24 protein-coding genes and 6 pseudogenes are annotated in these 20,157 nt (G+C 68.6%); 15 read left to right on the top strand and 15 right to left on the bottom strand.

Annotated features, from left to right (window positions below; genetic code table 11):
- Positions 1–142: 142 nt before the first annotated feature.
- Together ACIBQX_RS43675 and ACIBQX_RS43670 are read left to right on the top strand one after the other, a co-directional pair.
- Positions 143–475, top strand: coding sequence for a zinc-binding dehydrogenase (locus ACIBQX_RS43675; RefSeq protein WP_397015405.1), 333 nt, complete (start codon positions 143–145; stop codon positions 473–475).
- Complete coding sequence (locus ACIBQX_RS43670) at positions 472–723, top strand: hypothetical protein (RefSeq protein WP_397015403.1); 252 nt, start codon at positions 472–474, stop codon at positions 721–723. Before ACIBQX_RS43675 ends, ACIBQX_RS43670 begins: the two co-directional genes overlap by 4 nt.
- Before the next feature lie 246 nt (positions 724–969).
- Here the strand turns inward: ACIBQX_RS43670 and ACIBQX_RS43665 are convergent.
- Positions 970–1,071 (bottom strand): annotated as a pseudogene (locus ACIBQX_RS43665) (Tn3 family transposase); the annotation flags it as partial.
- Between the two features lie 231 nt (positions 1,072–1,302).
- Positions 1,303–1,509, bottom strand: a pseudogene (locus ACIBQX_RS43660) (Mu transposase C-terminal domain-containing protein); the annotation flags it as partial.
- Between the two features lie 227 nt (positions 1,510–1,736).
- Between ACIBQX_RS43660 and ACIBQX_RS43655 the strand changes: the two are divergent.
- On the top strand, positions 1,737–1,976 hold the full coding sequence (locus ACIBQX_RS43655) for a hypothetical protein (RefSeq protein ID WP_397015401.1): 240 nt from the start codon (positions 1,737–1,739) through the stop codon (positions 1,974–1,976).
- A gap of 13 nt (positions 1,977–1,989) precedes the next feature.
- On the opposite strand, the gene ACIBQX_RS43650 is transcribed toward ACIBQX_RS43655, so the two are convergent.
- Positions 1,990–2,334, bottom strand: coding sequence for a hypothetical protein (locus tag ACIBQX_RS43650; RefSeq protein WP_397015399.1), 345 nt, complete (start codon positions 2,332–2,334; stop codon positions 1,990–1,992).
- Between the two features lie 314 nt (positions 2,335–2,648).
- Between ACIBQX_RS43650 and ACIBQX_RS43645 the strand changes: the two genes are divergently transcribed.
- Entirely contained in the window at positions 2,649–3,944 is a 1,296-nt protein-coding gene (locus tag ACIBQX_RS43645) for a flavin-dependent oxidoreductase (RefSeq protein ID WP_397015397.1), read from the top strand.
- A 164-nt stretch (positions 3,945–4,108) separates the two neighbouring features.
- On the opposite strand, the gene ACIBQX_RS43640 is transcribed toward ACIBQX_RS43645, so the two are convergent.
- From ACIBQX_RS43640 to ACIBQX_RS43620, 5 genes and pseudogenes are all read right to left on the bottom strand, one after another.
- Entirely contained in the window at positions 4,109–4,384 is a 276-nt protein-coding gene (locus ACIBQX_RS43640; RefSeq protein ID WP_397015531.1) for a chromate transporter, read from the bottom strand.
- Positions 4,385–4,505: 121 nt separating this feature from the next.
- Positions 4,506–4,598 (bottom strand): annotated as a pseudogene (locus ACIBQX_RS43635) (hypothetical protein); the annotation flags it as partial.
- On the bottom strand, positions 4,592–4,771 hold the full coding sequence (locus ACIBQX_RS43630) for a hypothetical protein (RefSeq protein WP_397015395.1): 180 nt from the start codon (positions 4,769–4,771) through the stop codon (positions 4,592–4,594). The gene ACIBQX_RS43630 and the pseudogene ACIBQX_RS43635, both read right to left, overlap by 7 nt.
- Positions 4,772–4,835: 64 nt before the next feature.
- A pseudogene (locus ACIBQX_RS43625) lies at positions 4,836–4,955 on the bottom strand (hypothetical protein); the annotation flags it as partial.
- A 125-nt stretch (positions 4,956–5,080) separates the two neighbouring features.
- Positions 5,081–5,551 carry a winged helix-turn-helix transcriptional regulator gene (locus ACIBQX_RS43620; protein WP_397015393.1) on the bottom strand — a complete coding sequence of 157 codons (471 nt, stop codon included), beginning with the start codon at positions 5,549–5,551 and terminating at the stop codon, positions 5,081–5,083.
- Between the two features lie 88 nt (positions 5,552–5,639).
- Here ACIBQX_RS43620 and ACIBQX_RS43615 point away from each other — a divergent pair, with 88 nt between their 5' ends.
- Positions 5,640–6,053, top strand: a complete 414-nt coding sequence (locus ACIBQX_RS43615; RefSeq protein WP_397015391.1) for an ester cyclase — start codon at positions 5,640–5,642, stop codon at positions 6,051–6,053.
- A 93-nt stretch (positions 6,054–6,146) separates the two neighbouring features.
- Here the strand turns inward: ACIBQX_RS43615 and msrA are convergent, their stop codons facing one another.
- Complete coding sequence (gene msrA / locus ACIBQX_RS43610; RefSeq protein WP_397015389.1) at positions 6,147–6,656, bottom strand: peptide-methionine (S)-S-oxide reductase MsrA; 510 nt, start codon at positions 6,654–6,656, stop codon at positions 6,147–6,149.
- A 104-nt stretch (positions 6,657–6,760) separates the two neighbouring features.
- Here msrA and ACIBQX_RS43605 point away from each other — a divergent pair, with 104 nt between their 5' ends.
- Complete coding sequence (locus ACIBQX_RS43605) at positions 6,761–7,114, top strand: ATP-binding protein (protein ID WP_397015387.1); 354 nt, start codon at positions 6,761–6,763, stop codon at positions 7,112–7,114.
- A 90-nt stretch (positions 7,115–7,204) separates the two neighbouring features.
- Positions 7,205–8,308 (top strand): hypothetical protein, encoded by a 1,104-nt coding sequence (locus tag ACIBQX_RS43600; RefSeq protein WP_397015385.1) that lies wholly within the window; start codon positions 7,205–7,207, stop codon positions 8,306–8,308.
- Here ACIBQX_RS43600 and ACIBQX_RS43595 read toward each other — a convergent pair.
- On the bottom strand, positions 8,305–8,448 hold the full coding sequence (locus ACIBQX_RS43595) for a hypothetical protein (protein WP_397015383.1): 144 nt from the start codon (positions 8,446–8,448) through the stop codon (positions 8,305–8,307). The genes ACIBQX_RS43600 and ACIBQX_RS43595 overlap by 4 nt on opposite strands.
- A gap of 488 nt (positions 8,449–8,936) precedes the next feature.
- Here ACIBQX_RS43595 and ACIBQX_RS43590 point away from each other — a divergent pair, with 488 nt between their 5' ends.
- The 3 genes from ACIBQX_RS43590 (at position 8,937) to ACIBQX_RS43580 (ending at position 11,445) form a co-directional block, all read left to right on the top strand.
- Positions 8,937–10,613: a hypothetical protein gene (locus tag ACIBQX_RS43590; protein ID WP_397015382.1), complete on the top strand. Its 1,677-nt coding sequence runs from the start codon at positions 8,937–8,939 to the stop codon at positions 10,611–10,613.
- A 65-nt stretch (positions 10,614–10,678) separates the two neighbouring features.
- Positions 10,679–10,915, top strand: coding sequence for a MerR family DNA-binding protein (locus ACIBQX_RS43585; RefSeq protein ID WP_397015380.1), 237 nt, complete (start codon positions 10,679–10,681; stop codon positions 10,913–10,915).
- Between the two features lie 401 nt (positions 10,916–11,316).
- Positions 11,317–11,445: a hypothetical protein gene (locus tag ACIBQX_RS43580; RefSeq protein WP_397015378.1), complete on the top strand. Its 129-nt coding sequence runs from the start codon at positions 11,317–11,319 to the stop codon at positions 11,443–11,445.
- Here ACIBQX_RS43580 and ACIBQX_RS43575 read toward each other — a convergent pair.
- Together ACIBQX_RS43575 and ACIBQX_RS43570 are read right to left on the bottom strand one after the other, a co-directional pair.
- Entirely contained in the window at positions 11,442–12,176 is a 735-nt protein-coding gene (locus ACIBQX_RS43575) for an alpha/beta hydrolase (RefSeq protein ID WP_397015376.1), read from the bottom strand. The genes ACIBQX_RS43580 and ACIBQX_RS43575 overlap by 4 nt on opposite strands.
- Before the next feature lie 434 nt (positions 12,177–12,610).
- The gene (locus ACIBQX_RS43570) at positions 12,611–13,531 is read right to left on the bottom strand and encodes a serine protein kinase RIO (RefSeq protein WP_397015375.1); all 921 of its coding nucleotides are present in this window, start codon (positions 13,529–13,531) and stop codon (positions 12,611–12,613) included.
- A 188-nt stretch (positions 13,532–13,719) separates the two neighbouring features.
- Between ACIBQX_RS43570 and ACIBQX_RS43565 the strand changes: the two are divergent.
- Positions 13,720–13,800, top strand: a pseudogene (locus ACIBQX_RS43565) (hypothetical protein); the annotation flags it as partial.
- A 609-nt stretch (positions 13,801–14,409) separates the two neighbouring features.
- Here ACIBQX_RS43565 and ACIBQX_RS43560 read toward each other — a convergent pair.
- From ACIBQX_RS43560 to ACIBQX_RS43550, 3 genes are all read right to left on the bottom strand, one after another.
- Positions 14,410–14,736 (bottom strand): SRPBCC family protein, encoded by a 327-nt coding sequence (locus tag ACIBQX_RS43560; RefSeq protein ID WP_397015373.1) that lies wholly within the window; start codon positions 14,734–14,736, stop codon positions 14,410–14,412.
- A gap of 305 nt (positions 14,737–15,041) precedes the next feature.
- The gene (locus ACIBQX_RS43555) at positions 15,042–15,833 is read right to left on the bottom strand and encodes an agmatinase family protein (RefSeq protein WP_397015371.1); all 792 of its coding nucleotides are present in this window, start codon (positions 15,831–15,833) and stop codon (positions 15,042–15,044) included.
- Between the two features lie 52 nt (positions 15,834–15,885).
- The gene (locus ACIBQX_RS43550; protein ID WP_397015369.1) at positions 15,886–16,497 is read right to left on the bottom strand and encodes a TetR/AcrR family transcriptional regulator; all 612 of its coding nucleotides are present in this window, start codon (positions 16,495–16,497) and stop codon (positions 15,886–15,888) included.
- Positions 16,498–16,593: 96 nt separating this feature from the next.
- Between ACIBQX_RS43550 and ACIBQX_RS43545 the strand changes: the two genes are divergently transcribed.
- From ACIBQX_RS43545 to ACIBQX_RS43530, 4 genes and pseudogenes are all read left to right on the top strand, one after another.
- Positions 16,594–18,099 (top strand): carboxylesterase/lipase family protein, encoded by a 1,506-nt coding sequence (locus ACIBQX_RS43545; protein WP_397015367.1) that lies wholly within the window; start codon positions 16,594–16,596, stop codon positions 18,097–18,099.
- A gap of 271 nt (positions 18,100–18,370) precedes the next feature.
- Positions 18,371–18,833, top strand: a pseudogene (locus ACIBQX_RS43540) (IS3 family transposase); the annotation flags it as partial.
- 219 nt (positions 18,834–19,052) lie between these two features.
- Complete coding sequence (locus ACIBQX_RS43535; RefSeq protein WP_397015365.1) at positions 19,053–19,601, top strand: Gfo/Idh/MocA family protein; 549 nt, start codon at positions 19,053–19,055, stop codon at positions 19,599–19,601.
- A 6-nt stretch (positions 19,602–19,607) separates the two neighbouring features.
- Entirely contained in the window at positions 19,608–19,841 is a 234-nt protein-coding gene (locus tag ACIBQX_RS43530; protein WP_397015363.1) for a hypothetical protein, read from the top strand.
- The last annotated feature ends 316 nt before the right edge of the window (positions 19,842–20,157 follow it).

The raw sequence follows: 20,157 nt of genomic DNA, 5'->3' as shown, positions 1-20,157 counted from the left end.
AAAGCGCGCTCGTGAGCAGTGCCTTGGCCGCCTCGTCCGGGCGGGTGAGCATCCATTCATGACCGCCCGGCACCAGCACCGACACCCAGGGCGGCTAATCGCAGGCCATCGTCGTCACCGAGGACTTCGTCCTCCGCGTGCCGTGGATTCGAGAAGGCCGCGCCGCTGCTGTGCGCCGCTGCGCCGCTGGCAGGCGGGGCCGGGCAAGAAGGTCGCCATCGTCGGCCTCGGCGGTCTCGGTCACATGGGTGTGAAGATCGCGGCGGCCCTCGGTGCCGATGTCACCGTGCTCTCGCAGACGACCTCCAAGAAGGAGGATTCCCTGCGCTTCGGCGCGACGGCTCACTACGCGACGACAGACCCGGAGACCTTCACCCAGCTCGCGAACTCCTTCGACCTCATCATCAACACCGTCTCGGCGAAGATCGACATGGACCCTACCTCGGCCTCCTCAAGGTCGACGAGACCCTGGTGAACGTGGGAGCCCCGGCGGAGTCCCTCGAGGTCCCGGCCTTCGCTCTCATCCCCTCTCGCCGCAGCTGGGCTGGATCGTCGATCGGGGGCATCTGTGAGACCCAGGAGGTGCTCGACTTCTGCGCCGAGCACGGAATCGTGCCCGAGACCGAGCTCATCAGCGCCGACGACATCAACGACGCCTACGAGCGGGCACTGAAGTCCGACGTCCGCTACCGGTTCGTCATCGACGCGGCCACCTTCGCATAACGACACCGCCAGATGACGAAGCGCCACCATGATCGGCGAATCGCGGCCGACTCCCACCAGGCGCGGCGTATGGCCGCGCCTGGTGGACGAGAGCGGCTTTGGGGGTACCGGTAGTCCTGGCGGAAAAACCAACGGATATGATCCCGCGTCCTGGACGGTGTCCGTAAGACGTTCCGCTAACGGACACCGTGATCAGCAGTCCTTGTCCTCCTCGTCAGCTGACGCCGGATCGCGCAGCGGGTGGGCGCGCAGCTGCGTGACAGCGGCGTCCAGGTAGCGGGTGGTCCACGGCACGACCGCGTTGAGCACCAGGCCCAGGGAGCTGAGTTGGTCTTCCTGCCCTTCGCGGCCAAACATGCGCAGCAGGTCGTAGGCGCGAACTTGGTTGGTGACGAGTGATCCGGCCACGCGCAGGGCGGGCAGGGATTCGGTGTGAGCGGCCAGCAGCCGGTCGATGACGGCGTCGCGGCTGGTCAGGTGGCCGCGTAGCTGTTCGCGGCGAGCGTTGCGGGCAGCGGTGATCTCTTTGAGGCTGACGGTGGCGCCCGACAGTTCGGGGCAGATCGCCCGGCACAGGAATTCCTCGGCGCCATCGGACAGGCGGAGGTAGACGCGGATCTCGGTGATGTCGCGGGGGTCGTAGCGGATGGTGGCCTGCTCCCGGATGTAGAAGGCCAGGACGGGGTCGAGGTAGCGCAGGGACGGGAAGTGGATCCCGTCGGTGTGGATGACGCGGGGCTTGGCGACGGTGAGCAGCAGGTCGAGTTGTTCGAGCGAGTCGGGCATGCGCGGGATGAACCCGCCGGCCTCCCACCGGGCCCGCGGGAGCGTCTTAGTCTCGCTGTGGGTGCGCAGGTTGTAGACCTCGCGGATGAACCTGCCGACCGCGGCATCCAGCTCGGCCAGGGTCAGCTTGGCCTGGCTGGCGCGGTCGGGGTGCCGCGGGGCGCGTAGCCGGGCAGGTGAGTCAGGCACATCTGGTTGACTGTCTCAATCAGCCGTTCGATGTTCCCGTGGCCGTGCGGCTGGTCCTTGAGCGAGAAGACGGGCTGGACCCCCAGATCGGCCATGACCTGTTCCAGATGCGCCGAGGTGAAGTCGGATCCGTGGTCGAGGTGGAAGACGGGATGCCGCATACGTGCCAGTCCGGTTCGCCTTTGCGCCAGATCGCGTGCCGGAAGGCCAGCGCGGTGATCAACGCCGAGGGCGCGGCCAGGTTGACGGCGTATCCGGCGATGGCGCTGGAGTGGTAGTCCTCGATGGCGGTCAGCCACGGCCGGGCCGGTCGGCCCTTGTCGTCGAACGCCCAGATGTCCAGCTCGGTGTGGTCGGCCTGCCAGATCTCGTCGGACCCTTGGCTTCGCGCCGGTACACCAGGTCGTAGATCTCCCGGTACTTCTTGGTGCCCTCAAGGCCGAGGGTGACCAGCGCGGGGTCCAGGTCCGCGACGATACGGGCCACGGTCCGGTAGGGGGCAACGGCCAACCGCGCGCCTCGGCGATGCTTTCGGCCTTCCGGTGGATGGCGGCCGCGCTGGGGGCGCGGCCCGCGCGGGGCCAGCCCCTCGATGAACGCCACGAGCTCGTCGGGGAACCGACGCAGAGTAGCCACCGCTGCAGCGTGCGGCAGCAGATGCCGTCCTCGCTCTGGGCAGCGGCCACTTGCCTGCGTGTGTCGATCGCTCGCAGTGCTCACTCTGTTATCGTCCGTCCCCCGCAATGGCCGCCCACCACACCCGCGCGGGCCATGGCAAGCCCATGCAATCTGGGCTCTGTCGTGGTGCGGACGATCGATATCGGCCCCTCCTCCGAAGTGCGGACACCGTGTGGACGCCACATGGGGGGCGGTGCCTCCGCCAGCGGAGATTGGTTCTCTATCAAGGGGTGGGTCTGGAATAGGGCAAGTGCTGTATGGCTCCCGGTTCTTTGGGGCAGATCGCGGATGTGATGGTAATGATTATCGGTGCGGGGATCGGCGGGCTCACTGCGGCGTTGAGTTTGCACGCCGCCGGCATCGACTGCACGGTGATAGAAGCGGTTGCCGAGCTGAAGCCGCTTGGGGTGGGAATCAACCTGCAGCCGCATGCCGTACGCGAACTGGTGGAGCTCGGCCTGGGCGAGGAACTCGCGCAGACCGGGATCGCCACCAGCGCACTGCGATATGCCACCTGCCGCGGCGACGTCGTCTTGACCGTGCCGCGCGGGCGTGCCGCGGGTTACCTCTGGCCGCAGGTGTCCATCCACCGCGACCACTTGCAGATGCTCCTGCTTGCTGCGGTCGTCGACCGGCTGGGGCCGGACGCCGTGCGTACCGGCCTGTCCTTCGACGGCTTCGCTCCGGGCGCTGTGGAGGGCACGGGCTCGGTGGGCGTGCGACTGCGTGAGAGTGCCACGGGCCGGCTGGTCAAGGACGGCGCAGACGTCGTGGTCGGTGCGGACGGGCTGCATTCGACTGTTCGGGCCCTGGTGCATCCGCGCGAGGACGAGTTGCGCTGGAGTGGGATCACTATGTGGCGGGGCGTCACTGAAAGCGATCCCTTCTTCGACGGTGCCACGATGGTGGTTGCGGGCACGCAATTCGGTGCCAAGATCGTTGCGTATCCGATCTGCCCGAAGGCCAGGGCCCGCGGGAAGGCGCTGGTGAACTGGGTGGCCGAGGTGCGTACCGCCCCGGCCGGCACCCCGGCGGCCGAGGCGGACTGGTGGCGTTCGGGACGCCTGGCCGACGTGCAGCCGCACTACGCCGACTGGGTGCTTCCCTACCTGGACGTGCCGGAACTCATCGCCCAGGCGGATCGGATCCTGGAGTACCCGATGGTGGACAAGGCGCCCCTGCAGCGCTGGGGTACCGGCCGGGTCACGCTGGTGGGCGACGCTGCGCACCCGATGTACCCGGTCGGCTCCAACGGCGGCTCCCAGGCGGTGTTGGACGCCCGCTACCTCGCCCTGGCCCTGGCTGCCGAACCGGAGCCGGCGGCAGCGCTGGCCAGGTACGAGCACGAGCGGCGCCGGCAGACCGACAGCCTCGTCACCTCTGGTCACCGCTTCGAAGTCGACGACCTGGTCCGGCTCGCCGAGCAACGCGCTCCTGGCGGCTTCACCGACATCACCGCGGTGCTCACAGCTCAGGAGCTGTCGCACGCGGCTGACGCCCACCGGCGTGTTGCCGACATGGACGTTCAGTCGCTCAATGAACGCCCTTCCTGGACCGTCTCCCGCTGACGCTGACCGCGCGCGTACCATTCTGGTTACAACCGAGACGGCCAGTGGCGTCAGAAGGGGCAGCCCTCTTCGGTACCACAACTGGCAGAAACGGGTCGCGGCGTGTGCGGCCAGGGCAGGTCGGTGCGGACGGAGACGGGATCTCCCGCGACGGGATGCACCGGTCAGGTGAGCAGGGTGTGGGCCAGGCCAATGGCGGCGCCGGAGGCGGTGAGGTAGGCGTTGTTGAGCCGGGTCTTCCACAGCAGCCCGAGCGTGACCAGCACGATGACTGCGGTGAGCGGGTCGATGATCGCGGTTCTGCCGAGCTGGAACGACACCCCGGCCATGAGGGCGAGCGCGGCGGCGTTCACGCCGTCCAGCATCGCGGAGGCCCACGCGCGGGAGCGCAGCCAGTCGGTGAGCCTGGTGAGCAGGCCGACGAAGACGAACGAGGGCAGGAAGATGGCGACGGTCGCCAGAAACGCGCCGATGGGGCTGGCGATGTGTTAGCCGAGACAGGGTGAACACCGGGCCGGGAGTGACCTGGCCGATGGAGACGGCGTCGATGAGCTGCTGTTGGGCGATCCAGCCGAGCCGGTCGACGAAGTCGCCGCGCAGAAAGGCCAGCAGGACGTACCCGCTGCCGTACAGCACGGAACCGATCTTCAGCATGGTGGCGAGCAGCTGGGCGAGCTGGCCGCCGGTCGGGTCGCCGAAGAGGGGGATCCGCCGAGGGTGAGCAGCCGGACGGCGGCGGCCAGCGCCGCTCCGGCCGCCAGGATCAGCAGTTCGTTGACGCCGAGCAGGTAGGCGGCCAGGCGGCGATCGCGAGCGCGCCGAGCCACATGGTTTGATGACGGTGCGGAGCAGGCCGAACAGGGCGTGGGTGATGATGGCGATCACCACGGGGACGATGCCGTACAGCAGGCCCTCGACGGCGGTGGTGCCGTAGGTGACGTATGCCCAGGCCAGCGCGGTGACGATGAGTGCGGCCGGGAGGATGAAGCAGACTCCGGCGGCGATCTGCACACCCCCGGACACGACGCAGAGCTGGTGGGCGGCACCAGATCCTCCAGGGGATTGGACGCGTCCTTCTGATCGGCGCCTGCGAGAAGGGCGAGCCGATCAGAGTCGAGCACTGACGGCGGGGCACCTCAGGACGCCGCGAGTCGCGTATCCGGCGTGCGCTGAGCGACCAGTTCCGCGGGCGGGACGAACTCGCCGTCGACGGTGACGAAACCGAGCCGGACCACCATGCCCGTCTCCTCGCCGGTGAAGCACGGAGAAGTGCCGTCCGGGCGCGGGCGATGGATGCGTCCCCAATCCGCGAGAGCCCCGATGACAAGCGTGAGCGCACGGCCGGACTCGGTGAGCACATACTCGTCGCGCGAACGCGAACCCGGCTCCTGGTACGTTCGCCGCTCCATCAGACCGTCCTCGACGATCTTCTCCAACCGCTTGGACAAGATGTTGGGCGCGACACCGAGGGCCTCACGGAACTCCCGGAAGCGTGTGGCTCCGGTGAGCATCGCCTCGCGGATGATGAGCAGGGTCCACGTGTCGCCCACCGCCTCAAGGCTGCGCGCGATCGAGCAGGTCGACTCCTTGCCGAGCGTCTTGGCCATGCACTCAGCATAGATTTCTGACTTGCATATCGCTACTCAGATGCCTAGATTGCTGTTCACAACTCAGCTGGGCTGAAGGAGAACAGTCATGAGCATCGTCGATGGAGTCGCCGCGGTCGAGAACTTCTGGGCGCGGGTCTGGCAAGCACGTGCCCCCGAAGCGGTGGACGAACTCGTCCACGAGGACTTTGTGATCGTCAACGCCGGCTCCGAGATCCGCGGCCGAGCCGCGTTCAAGACCTGGGTGGAGGGCTTTCTGGACGCGGTCCACGACTTGGAATTCACCGTCGTCGAGACGTTCCAGAACTCCGATGGAACCCGGGTCTGCTCGCTGTGGGAGTTGACCGGGCGCAACAACGGCATCGTCGGCCTCGAGCCCGATGGCCGACCGGTGCACCTCACCGGCACAGCCGTGTGGGATGTCCACCCTGACGGCACGCTACTGCGCAACCGCGTCGAGCGTAATGCCTTCGAGCTGCACCAACGACTCACCAACTCCTGAGGTACAGGAATGGCGACCATGGCGCTGCGACCGTGTACGCCGTCCGCCTTGACGGCGGGTCGTCACGCGGCGACGACCCGCCGTCCCGCGGCGTCAGGCTCTGGCGGTTCGCTTGGGCAGCCTCCAGCCGGGCCGGGGGAAGTGGCATGTGTAGCCGTTCGGGAACTTCTGCAGGTAGTCCTGGTGCTCCGGCTCGGCTTCCCAGAAGTCGCCGGCGGCGGTCACCTCGGTGACGACCTTGCCCGGCCACAGGCCGGAGGCGTCGACGTCGGCGATGGTGTCCTCAGCGACCTTCCGCTGCTCGTCCGAGGTGTAGAAAATCGCGGAGCGGTAGCTCGTGCCGATGTCGTTGCCCTGCCGGTTCACGGTCGTGGGGTCGTGGATCTGGAAGAAGAATTCGAGCAGCGCCCGGAAGTCGGTCTCGGCGGGGTCGTAGACGACCTCGATGGTCTCGGCGTGGGAGCCGTGGTTGCGGTAGGTGGCGTTGGGCACGTCGCCGCCGCTGTAGCCGACCCGCGTGCGGACCACTCCGGGCTGTCGGCGGAACAGCTCTTCCATCCCCCAGAAGCAGCCACCCGCGAGCAGTGCCCTCTCGGTTGCCATGTTCTCCCCCTCGTGTCTTTACCGGTCCTTACAGCGGGCATCGCGTCAGCGTTATTCCGTCACGATCACGTACTGCCGAACGACCCCGATCCTATTTCCGCGGGATGGTCCGTGGGCCGTTGGCCCGGGTCATGCCCGCTGTGCGGCTTAACTGGTGTTACCTCCGGGAATGCCTGTTATGTGAACTCGTCCGTGTGCTGACACGGCCCCGAGGTGAGCGTCCGATTCCGCTCGTGGGCCGCCGCGCCGAGCGCGAACCGCTCGACCGCCTGGTCGAGGATATTCGCGCGGGTGAGAGCCGGGAGCTGGTCCTGCACGGCTTGGCGGGCACCGGGAAGACCGCGCTGCTGGCGTACACGGCCGGGCGGGCATCGGGTGCCGCGTCGTCCGGGTGTCCAGCGTCCAGTCAGGCTTGGGGCTGGCCTTCGCGGGCCTGCACCAGTTGTGCGCGCCGATGACCGATCACCTCGAAGGTCTTCCGGCGCCCCAGCAGGACGCCCTGCGCACCGTGTCGGCACTGGTCGCAGCCGGCCGCGCAGCGGCAGGCCGTGCACGGCGGCTTCGCCGAGGTCACCGACCCTCGGCGTGACGGCGAACGCCGCGCCAGGCATCGGGCCCGGGCCGCCACCGGCCCGGACGAGGACGTCGCCGGCGAGCTGGAGCGTTCCGCCACGCGGGCGCGTGCCCGGGCCGGGCTCGCTGCGGCGGCGGCGTTCCTCGAACGCGCGGCGACGCTCACCCGACCCGGTCCGCCGGACGGCGCGCTCGCCAAGTTCCCGGCCAGCGCGATCGAAGTGGCGCAGCAGCTGCTGACCGTGGCCGAGGCCGGGCCGCTGGAGGAGCACCTGCTCGCCCGCGTCGATCTGCTCCGCGCCCACCTCACCTTCGTCACCAGCCGGGGCGGCGACGCTCCGCTGCTGCTGGTCCGAGCCGCCGGACAGCTGGCGTCGACCGATCCGGGACTTGCCCGCGAGACCTATCTGGACGCGCTTTCGGCCACGGTGTTCGCAGGCCACCTGGCGAGCCCTGGCGGCGGCGCCCTCGACGTGGCCCGCGCCGCCTCGACGGCGCCGCAGCCCCTGGACGTCCCGCGCTCGCCCGATCTCCTGCTCTCCGGCCTAGCGGCGAACTTCACCGACGGATACGCGGCTGAAGTGCCGCCCCTCCGGCAGGCGCTGGCGTCCTTCGGCGAGGGCATGTCCGCGGATGAGGAGCTGCGCTGGCTGTGGCTGATCACTGAAGCCGTCCTCCACCTGTGGGACGACGGACGCTGGGAGACCCTGTCCGCCCGGTACGTCCACCTCGCCCGTACGGCGGGCGCGCTGAGCGAGCTTCCACTCGCGCTCAGCACACGCGCCTACATGCTGCTGTTCACCGGCGATCTGGCCACCGCAACGTCGCTGACCGATGAGAGACGGGCGGTGGCGGATGCGACGGGCGGGAACATCGCGCCTTACAGCGCCATGGCCCTCGCCGCGTTCCGGGGCAGCCGGGCCGAAGCCCTCGCGTTGATCGAGTCCACGGGCAAGGACGTCACCCTGCGCGGCGAAAGCATCGGGGCGGCCGTCGCCACGTGGGCGAACGCGGTCCTCCACAACGGACTCGGCGAATATCCCGAGGCGATGGCGGCGGCCCATGCGGCCCTTCGTTAGCAGTACCCGAGCATGCGGTACCCGGGCGTGGCGAACTGGGCGGCGGCCGAGCTCATCGAAGCGGCCGTACGCAGTAACGAGAACGACACCGCGGCCGACATCTGCCGCTGGCTCACCGAGATGACCGGCGCCAGCGGCACCAGCTCGCTCGACTGTCGGCAGCGTGCACACCGACGGCACTCATTCCTCACCGAGGGCGATCTCCTGTTGTGTCGGCGTCCGGCGGGTTCGGCCCCGTTAGGAACGCCGTGGCCAGGGCATCGGCCTCGCGCGCTGTTGTGTGCGCACACCGCGACCCGCACCTGCGGCTGATATGCCCTAACGCCGATACCGATGGACCAGCCCGCAGCCAGGGACCTTTGCGCTCCAGCGTGACGAAGCGGACGATGTCCGCGCGCAGGGCACTCCCTCGAATGATCATCGAGGACGCTCCCGACGGATAAGATCGCCGTGATCGGCACCTCAACCCTCGTTTGGCCGGCGTTCCATCCGATGGGCGCGCCGACCTCAGCCAGGCGCCGGAGTCGGATGTGTCTTTTCCGAGCCAGCGCGCCGCGACCAGGACCATCGTTCCCGCACCAGCTCGGAGAAGAACAGCAACCCCGTTCCCCTCTTCAAGGAGATGCACGTGCTGCAGCAGCGTCCACGCTTCGCCTCGTCCTCGCTCATGCGCCGATTAGCCGCCCTCGGCCTGACCGCAATCGTGACGACCGGCCTGCTGGCCGCTCCCTCCCAAGCCGCCCCGGACTCCCCCGTGGCCTCGGCCGCGGAAACCACGACCGACCTCGGCGTGGCCGTGGGCCTGTCCTCCGTCGCCGACCTGGCGGTCGGCGCTGGCCGGGTGTTCGTTTCCGCCGGCGACCGGATCGTCGTCACCGACGCGGCCGGTGGCGTCACCGGCGCCATCACCGGACTGTCCCAGGTGCACGGGCTGGCTCTGACCCCGGACGGCACCCGCCTGTATGCGGCCCTGTACGGGTCGGACGAGGTGGCAGAGATCGACACCGCCGACCTGACGATCCTCCGGCGGATCGGGCTGGCCGCGCACCCGTGCCCGTCCACCCTCGCGCTGACCGGCGACCGGCTGTGGATCGGCCGCGGCTGCGGCCAGAACTGGCAGGCCGGCGTCATCGGCCTCGACGTGACGCAGGCGGCACCGGTGCCGATCGTGCTCGCCTCCCGCCTCTATAGCGCCCCGGCCATCGCGGCCGCCGGCGGCACGCTCGTGGCCGGCGAGACCTACTCCAGCCCTGCCACTTTGTGGGTCTACGACATCGGCCAGGCGGCACCGGCGCTGCGCGGCACGATCTCCGGTTTCACTTACCGCACGGCCGGCATCCGGGAGGTCGCGCTGACCTCTGACGGCTCCGCCGCGGTCACGGCGGCCGGCGACCCCACCCGCTTCACCCGCTATGACATCACCGCCCTGTCCCGGACCGGCTCCTACGGCGGCTACTCCGCGAGCCCGGTCAGTGTCGCGATCAGCGCCGACGACGCCACCATCGCCGGCGGCCGCAGGTCCGGCACCGACCTCACCCTCTACGACGCCGCGACGGGAGCCGAACTGCTGCAGACTGACAACCCGGCCGGCAACCTGGTCGCCGGCAGCATCGCCTTCTCCGGCGCCGACGTCTACGCCCTGCTGCGCGCCCCGGGCGACCGGCTACACCTGTGGCGGCTGCCCGGCGTCGCCCTTCCGCCGTCGCTGCTGACGCTGACGACGTCGCCGCGGGTGCTGACCGGCATGGAGGTCCTCACCACCGGGCAGCTCACCCGAGCCGACGGCTCGCCTGTGGGCGCACAGCCGCTCACGGTGACCCGCCGCCTGCCCGACGGAACCGACGAGCCGCTCGACGGCGTGACCACGGCGACCGACGGCACCTTCACCATCTCCGACACCCCACCCGGTGTCGGCGAAGTGATCTACACCGTGGCCTGGGCCGGTGACGACGCCTCCCGCGCCGGCCGCGCGGAGGCTGCTGTGATCGTCCAGCACCGTTCCTCACTCACCATGACCGGACCAGCCCTGGGCGCCACCGGCACACCGTTGCACGTCAGCGGCGTCCTGAAAACAGGCGGCAACCCTCCCCCGCCAGGCTCCACCCTCACGCTGCAGCGCACCGTGCAAGACGACGATTCCCCGAGCACCACGCTGCCCACGGTCCCCGTCAACGACGACGGCACCTTCACCTTCACCTATACACCCGCCACCAGCGGCCGCCACATCTACCACGCGCAGTGGTCCGGAAACGACCTGTCTGAACCGGCAGAGAGCCTGTACCGGGTCACCGTCAACGACGGCTGACTCCGACCCCGGGAGGGCGTCCGAATTTCGGCGGACGCCCTCCCGGCACTCACTTCCACCGGCGCGTGCGCAGCGCCACCGTGGGGCCGGACGCCCGAGACCATCACCCTGCTGACCGTGATCGAAGTCGCGCAGCGGCTCGCGACTTCACCCTGGATGAGGTCGCCGAGCTGATCGACACCGGCCGGCGCGGGCACCCCACCTCGGACCTGCGCGCCCGCGCCCAGGCCAAGATCGCCGAAGTGGAGGCGACGATCGCGGACCTGACCACCATCCGCTCCGCGCGGACCGCTGTGATCTAGGCGGGCTGCGACAGCTTGACCCACTGCACCTGCCCCGACTGCCCTTTGCCGTTCGCCGACCTGGCCACGAGCCGTGCCCCGAGGAGAACTGACCTCCGTGAGCGCCCACCATGACCATCGTGCCCCCGTAGGGCCAGTCTCCGTGACCCTGTCGGCTTCCGGCCGGCGACTGGGAGAGCCGGGCGAGTCCGGTATCGACGGCGGCAGACCACCGCTGCGCAGCAAGGTGGCCTCCGGGGAGGATCGGACCGGATTTTGGGCGCCAGAGAGTCGATCTTGACGACGATTCGGTGACGGCTGTTTGCCCTGGTCGAGCGCCCTAGCGTTCCTGCTCATGCCTGTGGATTTCCTCTTGGATGAGCAAGTAGCCCGCCGCCACGACCGGCCGGTACCGGCCGGTCGTGGCGGTTGTGCATCTGCTGGCCACCGCTATCGAGGAGGGCCGGGGCTTGTCCTCGATGAGCGGCGTGCTGGCCGGCGCCGCCTACCGCTTGCTGCTGGCCTGGCGGCGGGCCCTTGCCTGCGGCTAGCGCAGATGCCGGGCGAAGAACCCGGCCGCATCCTCCCCTGCGAACTGCGGGACACCGGTGTGCCCGCCCATGTTGGCGTGCAGCGTTTTCTCCTTGGAGCCGAAGGCGTCGAACAGGTCCAGGGCCGCCTGCCTGTCGTTCCCTTCGTCATCCCACTGCAGCAGGACATGCAGCGGAATGGTGACCTGTCGGGCTTCCTCGAACATGGTGCGAGGCACGAAACTCCCGGCGAAGAAGCCGGCGGCCACGATGCGCGGCTCGACCACCGCAAGCCGGACGCCGATGGAGATCACTCCCCCCGAGTACCCGACCGGGCCGCCGATCTCGGGCAGCGACAGGAGGGCGTCCAAGGTGGCCTGCCATTCCGGGACCGCCTTGTCGACCAGCGGGAGGATGAGGGCGTCGATGATCTCGTCGCCGACCGGCTCGCCGGCCTCCATAGCCCGGCGCAGGTCGGCGCCGGCCTGCTCGGCGCCGGCCGAACGGGGCCGGTCACCGCTCCCGGGGAGCTCGATGGTGGCGGCGGCGAAGCCATCCGCCGCGGCGTGCCGGGCCCGCGCCACCAGCCGGGGGTACATCTTGCGCAGCCCGAGCGGGGGGTGGCCGAGCAGGATCAGCGGGACCGGTGCGGACGCGGATGAGGGCGTCCACAGGATGCCGGGGATCTCACCGAGGGTGAATTCGCGTTCGACGACGCCGTCGTCGAGGCGCTGTTCAGAAGTGAATCGCAAGGTCGTGCCTTTCGGGAGTGCGCTTGAACGGCGCTCCCGGACGACCTATCGCCCGACCGTGGCCCCAGAGGGGAGCACCCATGTCGATACTGCGTTCACGGGTACCACCTCCTCGTTCTCTCGCACGGCCTCCAGAAAGGTAGCAGTGGTCGCCATGGTCCGCCAACGGGTTTTCGCGAAGGCTCCGTGGCCGGATACCACGGAGCCACTCGCCTAAGGCAAGGCCGTGTAGTAAAGGCCTTCGCGGTGACATGATCGCAGCGTGACGAAATCGGAACACTGCGCAGAGCTACTTAGGAGAAGCCGACGAGGCCCCGATCTGGAATGAGAGCCCACGGTCTCGGTCAGCCACTGGTCGTCACCGACTTCACCGCACCGCTGTAGGTTCCGGATAGACCTCTCGGTGTCCGAGTGTGTTGTCGTGCATAAGGCGATCAGAACACCATCGTGAGCAGGTCGGCGAACAGCTCCTGTTCGTCGATCTCGAGCCCGCGGTTCGTGAACCAGGTGGCCATGTTGTGGCAGTCGCGCATCAGGAAGTCCATGCCCTTCGGGTTGCCGACGATGTCGACGACCTGGGGCAGGTCGATCATCACGATCCGCTCGTCCTGCGCGAGGACGTTGTACGGCGAAAGGTCGCCGTGCGCGAGTCCCGCGCGGGCCAGTTCATGCATGCCGTTGCGGAGCTGCTCGAAATACACACCGAGCAGCTCCTTCGACGGCCGGACCTGGGCGAGCCGGGGCGCGGCACCGCCCTCGCCGTCGTCGATGAACTCCATCAGCAACTCGGTGCCGTCCACCTGCACGGGATACGGCACCGGGACGCCGGCCTTCCACAACCGGTTGAGGGCGTCCCATTCGGCGTAGGCCCACTGACCGGCCGCGACACTGCGGCCGTGCGAGCTCTTCTTCGCCATCGCCCGGCTGTCGCGGCTGTTGCGGGTATGGCGGCCTTCGACGTACGACGTGCTGCGGTGGAAGGACCGGTGCTCCTCGGTGCGGTACCGTTTCGCGGCCAGCAGCGAGGACTTCGCAGGGTTGTCGCCGATGGCTTCGACGGCCCGTTCGAGCAGGAAGACGTCGGCTTCCTTGCCGGTTTTGAGGACGCCGAGCTCGGTGTCGATCGCAGCCTGTTCCGTCACAACCCACGAGGGGCGGGGTTCCGGGCCGCGAGAACCGCGCTCGACCTCCAGCCAGGTGGACCACCGCTGATCTGGGCCCAGCTCCTCGTCGACCGAATGGAACTCGAAGACGAAGGCTGCGGCCGGATCTGGCTGGGACTCGTCACGGGTGAATTCGGACCGGGGGAAGCGGAGGTCGGAGTAGCTATCAGCGGGTTCGTACTCGGAAGACAACGGGTGTGCTCCTGAACAAAGAGGTGGGACTGATGCGGACATGCCGCAGCGCAGTGATGGCCATCCGTCAGCCCTCCTTAGTCCAGGCAGCGCTCTCCGCCGCTCGATCGACCCAGCATGCCCCGCCCGTTTTGGATCCCGCAACGTATTTACCGGCGCTGGGACCGTGCTCCTGCCATGATCCCGATGCCTACGGTGGGGTGTTCGTCGCCGGATCGCTGGCGTGGGGCATGGTCATCGACGGATTCCGGCCCGATCGCTGGGATGTCACACGCCGGCACCGCCGGGCTGCTGCCACGGTTGCTCAGAGGCCGTACCCACGGGCCCGTCTTCGTCACCCACCGCCGCCCCGGTCCCGGCAAAGTGCTCAGCAGCCGGGACGTGTGCCCGGACACCGGGCTGGCCCGGCTGTCGTACGGTCAGGCCCGCGCGCTGCTGGACGAGCACACTGCCGCCCACGGCCCGGGTACAAGCTGGGATCTGCACGAGTCCGCCACTCGGACTCACCCATCTCGGCGAGCACGGCGCCAGCCTTCCGATGCTGATGGCGAAGTCGAGGTACAAGAAGGCGGAAAACGTCCGGCGGTACTTCAAGCCGTCCGCCGAGGTGACGAGTCCGCTCGCGCCCGGATACAGCCGCCGCTGAACCCGGTCTGGGCGATCGCTCGGAGGCTCGCGGCCCCGAGGCAGGCTGAACTACAGCGGCCGGCCGGCCGGGTGAGCGCGGCCCGGATCGCCGGCCACGCCGGACGGATGCCTGGATGGCTGCGGAGCCTTTCGCGCGCCGCAGCGCCGGTGGAGCTCGCCCCAGCGGTCATCTACGAACGAAGGGAAGATCAACACGCCACACCGTCAGACGCCTGACCAATCACGTCAGATCAGTCCGTCGCTTCGCGGACGTCCTTTCTCTGCTCAGCGAACGCCTTGAAGTCCTGCATGTGCTGTTGCGACTGCTTGCGGAAGGCGCCGGGCATCAGAAGTCCCACCAGCTTCATCAGAAAGCCGCTGAACCGGTAGTCGTTCTCGCTCTCCCAGAGCGTCGTTTCCGGGCTGGCTTCGGTCAGCCGGTCGCGCACGGCGCTCCACATGCCCTCGCCGACGATCTCACGATCGAAGTGAACGACGCTCGTTTTCAAGATCTCGCGCAGGTCTGCAGGTTCCCGGCGTGTGATGGTCTCGGTGCACTCGATCTTCCGCTGGCCCATTTGCATCACGACCCGCGACTTGGTGCCGAGCTGCCCGCCTCCCGGCTAACCACGCCAACGGACGAGACACACCGTAGCGAGGCGAACCAGTCCCCGACAGACGAAGAAGATCAACCAGCCCGCTCATCCAGTCATGATCATCCCGATGTGGGGTTTGGGCTTATGTGGGCTGACTCCCGAGAAGCTGTGATCAGCTCCGTCACGCCCCCGGCCACCGGCGGTCTCCTCAGCGCGCTCACTTGACCAGGGTTCCCCATGCCCCCCGCCGTACTCAGCCGCCTCCCAGGCCGGCTGCGGCCAAACGATCAAGACGGGTACGGGCCCCACGCGACCCGGCCCGAACTGGACGGCTTGCGACCGAGTTTGCCGGAGCGCACCTGTACGGCGAGGCTGTCGAGGATGACCCGGCTGCTCATCAGGCAGGTCATCTCGGCCCAGTCGTAGGGCGGCGAGCACTCCACGATCTCGATACCGGCCAGGCCTGGTTCGGAGACCAGCCGGACCAGGTTGAGTGCTTCCCGGGGCAGCAGGCCGCCGGGTTCCGGCCAGCCGGTGCCGGGCACGAACCCGGCGTCGATCACGTCGATGTCGAAGGAGAGGTAGACCGCCTTTGCGTCCTTCCAGGCCACCTCCAGCGCCACCTCGGCGACTTTCTCCACGCCGACGCGTTCGACGTCGCCCACCGTGATGATCGTGGTGCCCCGCTCGCGGCCCACCTTGACGCCGGCGCGCGGTGACTGCCAGCCGCCGATCCCGATCTGGACGAGGTTGGTGGCCGGGGCGTTCCTGATGTTGGTGGCGTGAAACCAAGGCGTGGTGTGCATGCGCTCGTCGAGATCGCTCTCCTGGGTGTCCACGTGCCGGTCGAAGTGGATGATGCCGACGTTGCCGTCCACGTGAGGAGTCAGCCCGCGGACCGTGGGGAAGCCGATCGAGTGGTCGCCGCCCAGGACGATGCGAGAGCTGGAAGGCGAAAGTGTGGCGGGCGTTTCGGGCTCGTCGCGCGGACCCGAGTGGAGGGCCTCCGGCTTCGTGAAGTGTGCCGGTGGAGATTCTCCGGCGAATGCGCTCGGACCGGGTGCTGCGCCGCCCCGCACCTTCGCGTGAGAAGTTTTTCCTTCCCAACCCTGACGGGGGTCGACGCGCAGGTCACGCACTCCGATCGTTCCGGCTGAACAGCCTGTCCAGATGCAGATCGATCGCTGCGAGCGCGTCCTGAGGCTCGATCACGTCGAGTTCGATCAGGGGGGTGAAGCCGGTGAGGGCGAGGAGCAGGTTGGTCTCGGTCGCCGGGTCGCGGTCGGAGTCGATGTGCCCGTCGGCGATCGCATGGCGGACCAACTGCTCGACGAGGGCCCGACCTTGGACGAGGCCGCGGCGCGCCTGCTCGTGGACGGCCTCGTCGTGCAGCGCCTCCAGGACGTAGGCGGCGCTCATCCGGCTGGTCGCGCGGGCGTCGGCATGCAGGGGGAGCATTTCCGCGAGCGTCAGTCGCAGCACGTCACGAGGGTGCGGACGGTCACCGAGCTTCGCAAGGCCCTGTTCGACGCGCAGCGAGGTCTGCTCGGACGCGAAGTCCATGGCGAAGGAGAGCATGGCGGCCCGGGAGGCGAAATAGTGCTGCAGCTGCCCGAGGGAGATGCCCGCCTCCTGCGCCACCACGCGCATCGTCAGATGCGCGACGCCGCGCTGCTCCACCACCCGCCACAGCGCGCGGGCGATCGCTTCGCGGCGTCCGCGATGATCCACCTGTTTCGGCATCGCCGACCTCTCCCTCGTACTCCGGACTCTTTCCCATACGGTTGACATAATACACTTGACCTACAATTCTGGGGTCCACTCCAGGAAGGAAGCGTCATGCCTGAACGACTGCCTGAACAGCCAAAGGTGCGGACCACGGAAGGAGTGGTGCAGGGGCGCCGGCGGCGGGGGCACGCGGTGTTCCGCGGCATCCCCTACGCCCAGCCCCCCGTGGGAGCGCTCCGCTTCGCCGCGCCCGCGCCGCCGCACCACTGGGAGGGGACGAGGCCGGCGGCGGAGTTCGGCCCCGTGGTACCGCTGTCCCTGCCGATCGACGTGGGCCCGCCGCAGGGCACGGACTGGCTGACGCTCAACGTCGGCACTCCGGATCCGGGCGCGGCAGGACTGCCGGTGCTGGTGTGGATCCCCGTGGGCGGCTACCTCTCGGCGGCGTCGAGCGACCCGATGTACGACCCGGCAGCGCTGGCCGAGGCGGGACTCGTCGTGGTGACCATCAACTGCCGCGTGGGTGCGGAGGGTTTCGCGTTCCTCGACGACGCGCCGCCCAACCGCGGATTCCTCGACCAGATCGCGGCACTGGAGTGGGTGCAGCGGAACATCGCCGCCTTCGGCGGCGACCCCGGCCAGGTCACCGTGGGCGGAGTGTCCGCCGGGGCGGGGTCGGTCGCCGCCCTCCTGACGATGAAGCCGGCGCGCGGCCTGTTCCGGCGAGCCATCGCCCACTCGGTGCCGGGTCTGCACAGCACCCCCGCGCTGGCACGGCAGGTCACCGCCGCGCTAGCGGACCGGCTCGGCGCGGCGGTCCCCACCGCCGCGGCCTTGCGCGACATCGAACCCTGGCACCTGGCCGCCGAGCTCACCTCCTTCAACGCCGGCCTCCACGCACACCGGGAGAGCTGGGGACGCCTCACGGAGACCGGCACCGCCCTGTGCCCCGTCGTCGACGGCGACGTCCTCCCCGAAACGCCCTGGCCCGCGCTGACCGGTGCGCGCGCGAGCGGGACCGAGCTCCTCGTCGGCCACACCCGCGACGAGTTCCGGTTCTTCAGCGTCATGAGTGGACGGCGGGGCACCTTCACCGAGCAGGACGCCCGTGCGGCTTTGGAACTGCTCGCCCCGCAGCCGCACGGCCCGGAGGCCTACCGTGCCGCGTTTCCGCAGGCCGGCCCGGAGGAGCTGGTGGAGACGGTGTACTCCGACGCCCTCTTCCGCATGCCGTCACAGAAGCTGGCCGAGGCGAACGCCGCAGCCGGCGGCACCTCGTACCTGTTCGAACTGCGCTGGACCACCCCGGTGCTCGGCGGCGCCCTGGGCGCCTGCCACAGCCTTGACATCCCGCTGGCGTTCGGCACGCTGGACAGCCCCGTCGGCACGCAGCTCATCGGCGACGAACCCACCCCCGAGGCCATCACCCTCTCCCACGAACTCAAACAGGCATGGACCCGCTTCGTCACCACCGGCGACGCGGGATGGGCCGCTTACCAACCCGACCAGCAGCTCACCCGCGTCCTGGACGCCGAGTCGGAGACTCTGCCCTACCCCGAACAGGCCTCCCGCCGGATCTGGGAAGGCCACTCCCCCGCCCCCTTCGATCTCTCGTAGGGTGCGGAGACACTACAGGTCAGAATGGGCACAAGATCACAAGCTTGGGAACAGGCGCGTTTCCTGTCGACCTCGTACGAGCTGCTGGTCAACAGTTGCCAGAACGGCGCGTCATTCGTCCGGTAGCAGAGGCATCTCCAGGACCGTCTTCACACTCGCCACCACGTCCGCCGCGTAACACTCCGCATGATCCACGATCAGGTGCATTTGCGTACGGAGGGTGAGCCGCTCCGGGCCTGATGAAAGCTCGATTCCTTGAGAGGATCGAGTCATGGCACGTCCGTCCCCCTACCCTCCCGAACTTCGTGAGCGTGCGGTGCGCATGGTCGCGGAGATCCGGCCGAACTACCCGACCGAGTGGGCCGCGATGAACGCGGTCGCGGCAAAGCTCGGCATCGGAACGGCGGAGACGTGCGCAGCTGGGTGCGCCGGGCGGAGATCGATGCACGACAGCGGCCCGGGACCACGTCGGCCGAGGCCGAGGAGATCAAGCGGCTGAAGGCGGAGAACGCCGAACTGAGGCGGGCCAACGAGATCTTGAGAGCGGCGTCGGCTTTCTTCGCGGCCGAGCTCGACCGGCCACACAAGCGCTCGTAGCGTTCATGGACGCTCATCGCCAGGTGTTCGGGGTCGAGCCGATCTGCCGTGGGCTGACCGCGCACGGGTTGGAGATCGCAACGAGCACCTGCTACGCCGCCAAGAAGCGCACGCCAAGCGTCCGCGCTATACGTGACGCCGAGCTCAAGCGGCACATCAGCCTTTACTGAACCTGTCAACCTGTTCCGCTGCTACCAGGGATCCCCGTTCGGGAGTCGTGAGAGGCAGCTTGAAGAGGTAGCGGCGGGCGTTGACGGTCCGCTGCACGCGCCTGGACCGCGGGCGGGTGCTGTCCCTCTCTCTTAGAGAGCGTCTGTGAACTGGGTCAGTGGGCCAGGCGGTTGCTGAGTTGCCACGTGGCTGCGGTCCAGATCATGGCTTCGTGGGCGACACGACGTGAGGAATCGGCGAAGCGCGCCGCGGAGGTGTTCGGGGCACGGCGATGGTTCGATGACCCCCACGCGCTCATCGCCGACCCCGACATCGACCTCGCCACGGTCGCGGTGAAAGTGCCGGCCCACCGAGACCTCGTGGTGGCGGCGCTAGCCGCGGGCAAGGCCGTCTACTCGGAATCCCCCCTGGGCGCGAACCTCGGTGAAACGGAGGAGATGGCCGCGGCCGTAGGGTCTCAGCACACGGCAATCGGTCTGCAGGGCAGCCTGAACCCTTCGGTGCGACGCGCGGCGGAGATCATCGCGAAGGGGGCCATCGGGCGTGTTCTCTCGGCCCGCGTTCACGCCACGACCTTCGGCTACGGCCCGGAGTCCATCTCGGCCTACGACTACTTCAACAAGCAGGAGGCCGGGGCCAGTTTCCTCACGATCACGACCGCGCATGTCCTGGACGTCATCGAGACCGCCCTCGGACAGATCGCCGAGGTGGATGCGCGGACCGAGAGGCTCTGACCGCAGGTGGTGCTCACCGACTCAGGGGAGACGTCGGAACGTGAAATCGACGATCACATCGACCTGATTGCCAAGACGAGTTCGGGCGCTCCCGTGTCGGTGCAGGTCCTCGCGGGTGTGGCTATTAGGGAGTCGCGATTCACACTGGAGGTGCGTGGTGCAGAAGGTTGGGTGAAGCTCGACGGCAACCATCCTGGCGGTGTTCAGGTCGGCGATCTCACCCTTTCGGCAAGCGTTTAGTTCGACGCACCCGATGCGCCGGTCTCGTCCGGCGTCGGACCCACCGCTGTGGAGTTCTGGGCGGGAGCCTCGATCAACGTGGGAGAGGTGTACGCGAGTCTCGCGCGAGACATCGACGAGAACACCTTTGCGACGCCGGGCTTCGCTCACGCGCTGCACAACAGTCAGCTCGTCGCGCGAGTGGAGGAAGCCGCCCGCAGCGGGCAGCGACAGTAGAACTCCTCAGCAGGGTGCGGGCGGCCACGGCGGCGGCCCGCACCCTGCTGTCGAGCGGACTCGGCGGTGACGCCTAAGGCATCGATGAAGACGATCGCAG

It is taken from the genome of Nonomuraea sp. NPDC049714 (genome assembly GCF_044465295.1).
Classification (GTDB): domain Bacteria; phylum Actinomycetota; class Actinomycetes; order Streptosporangiales; family Streptosporangiaceae; genus Nonomuraea.
This window is presented reverse-complemented; position numbering and strand designations above follow the sequence as displayed.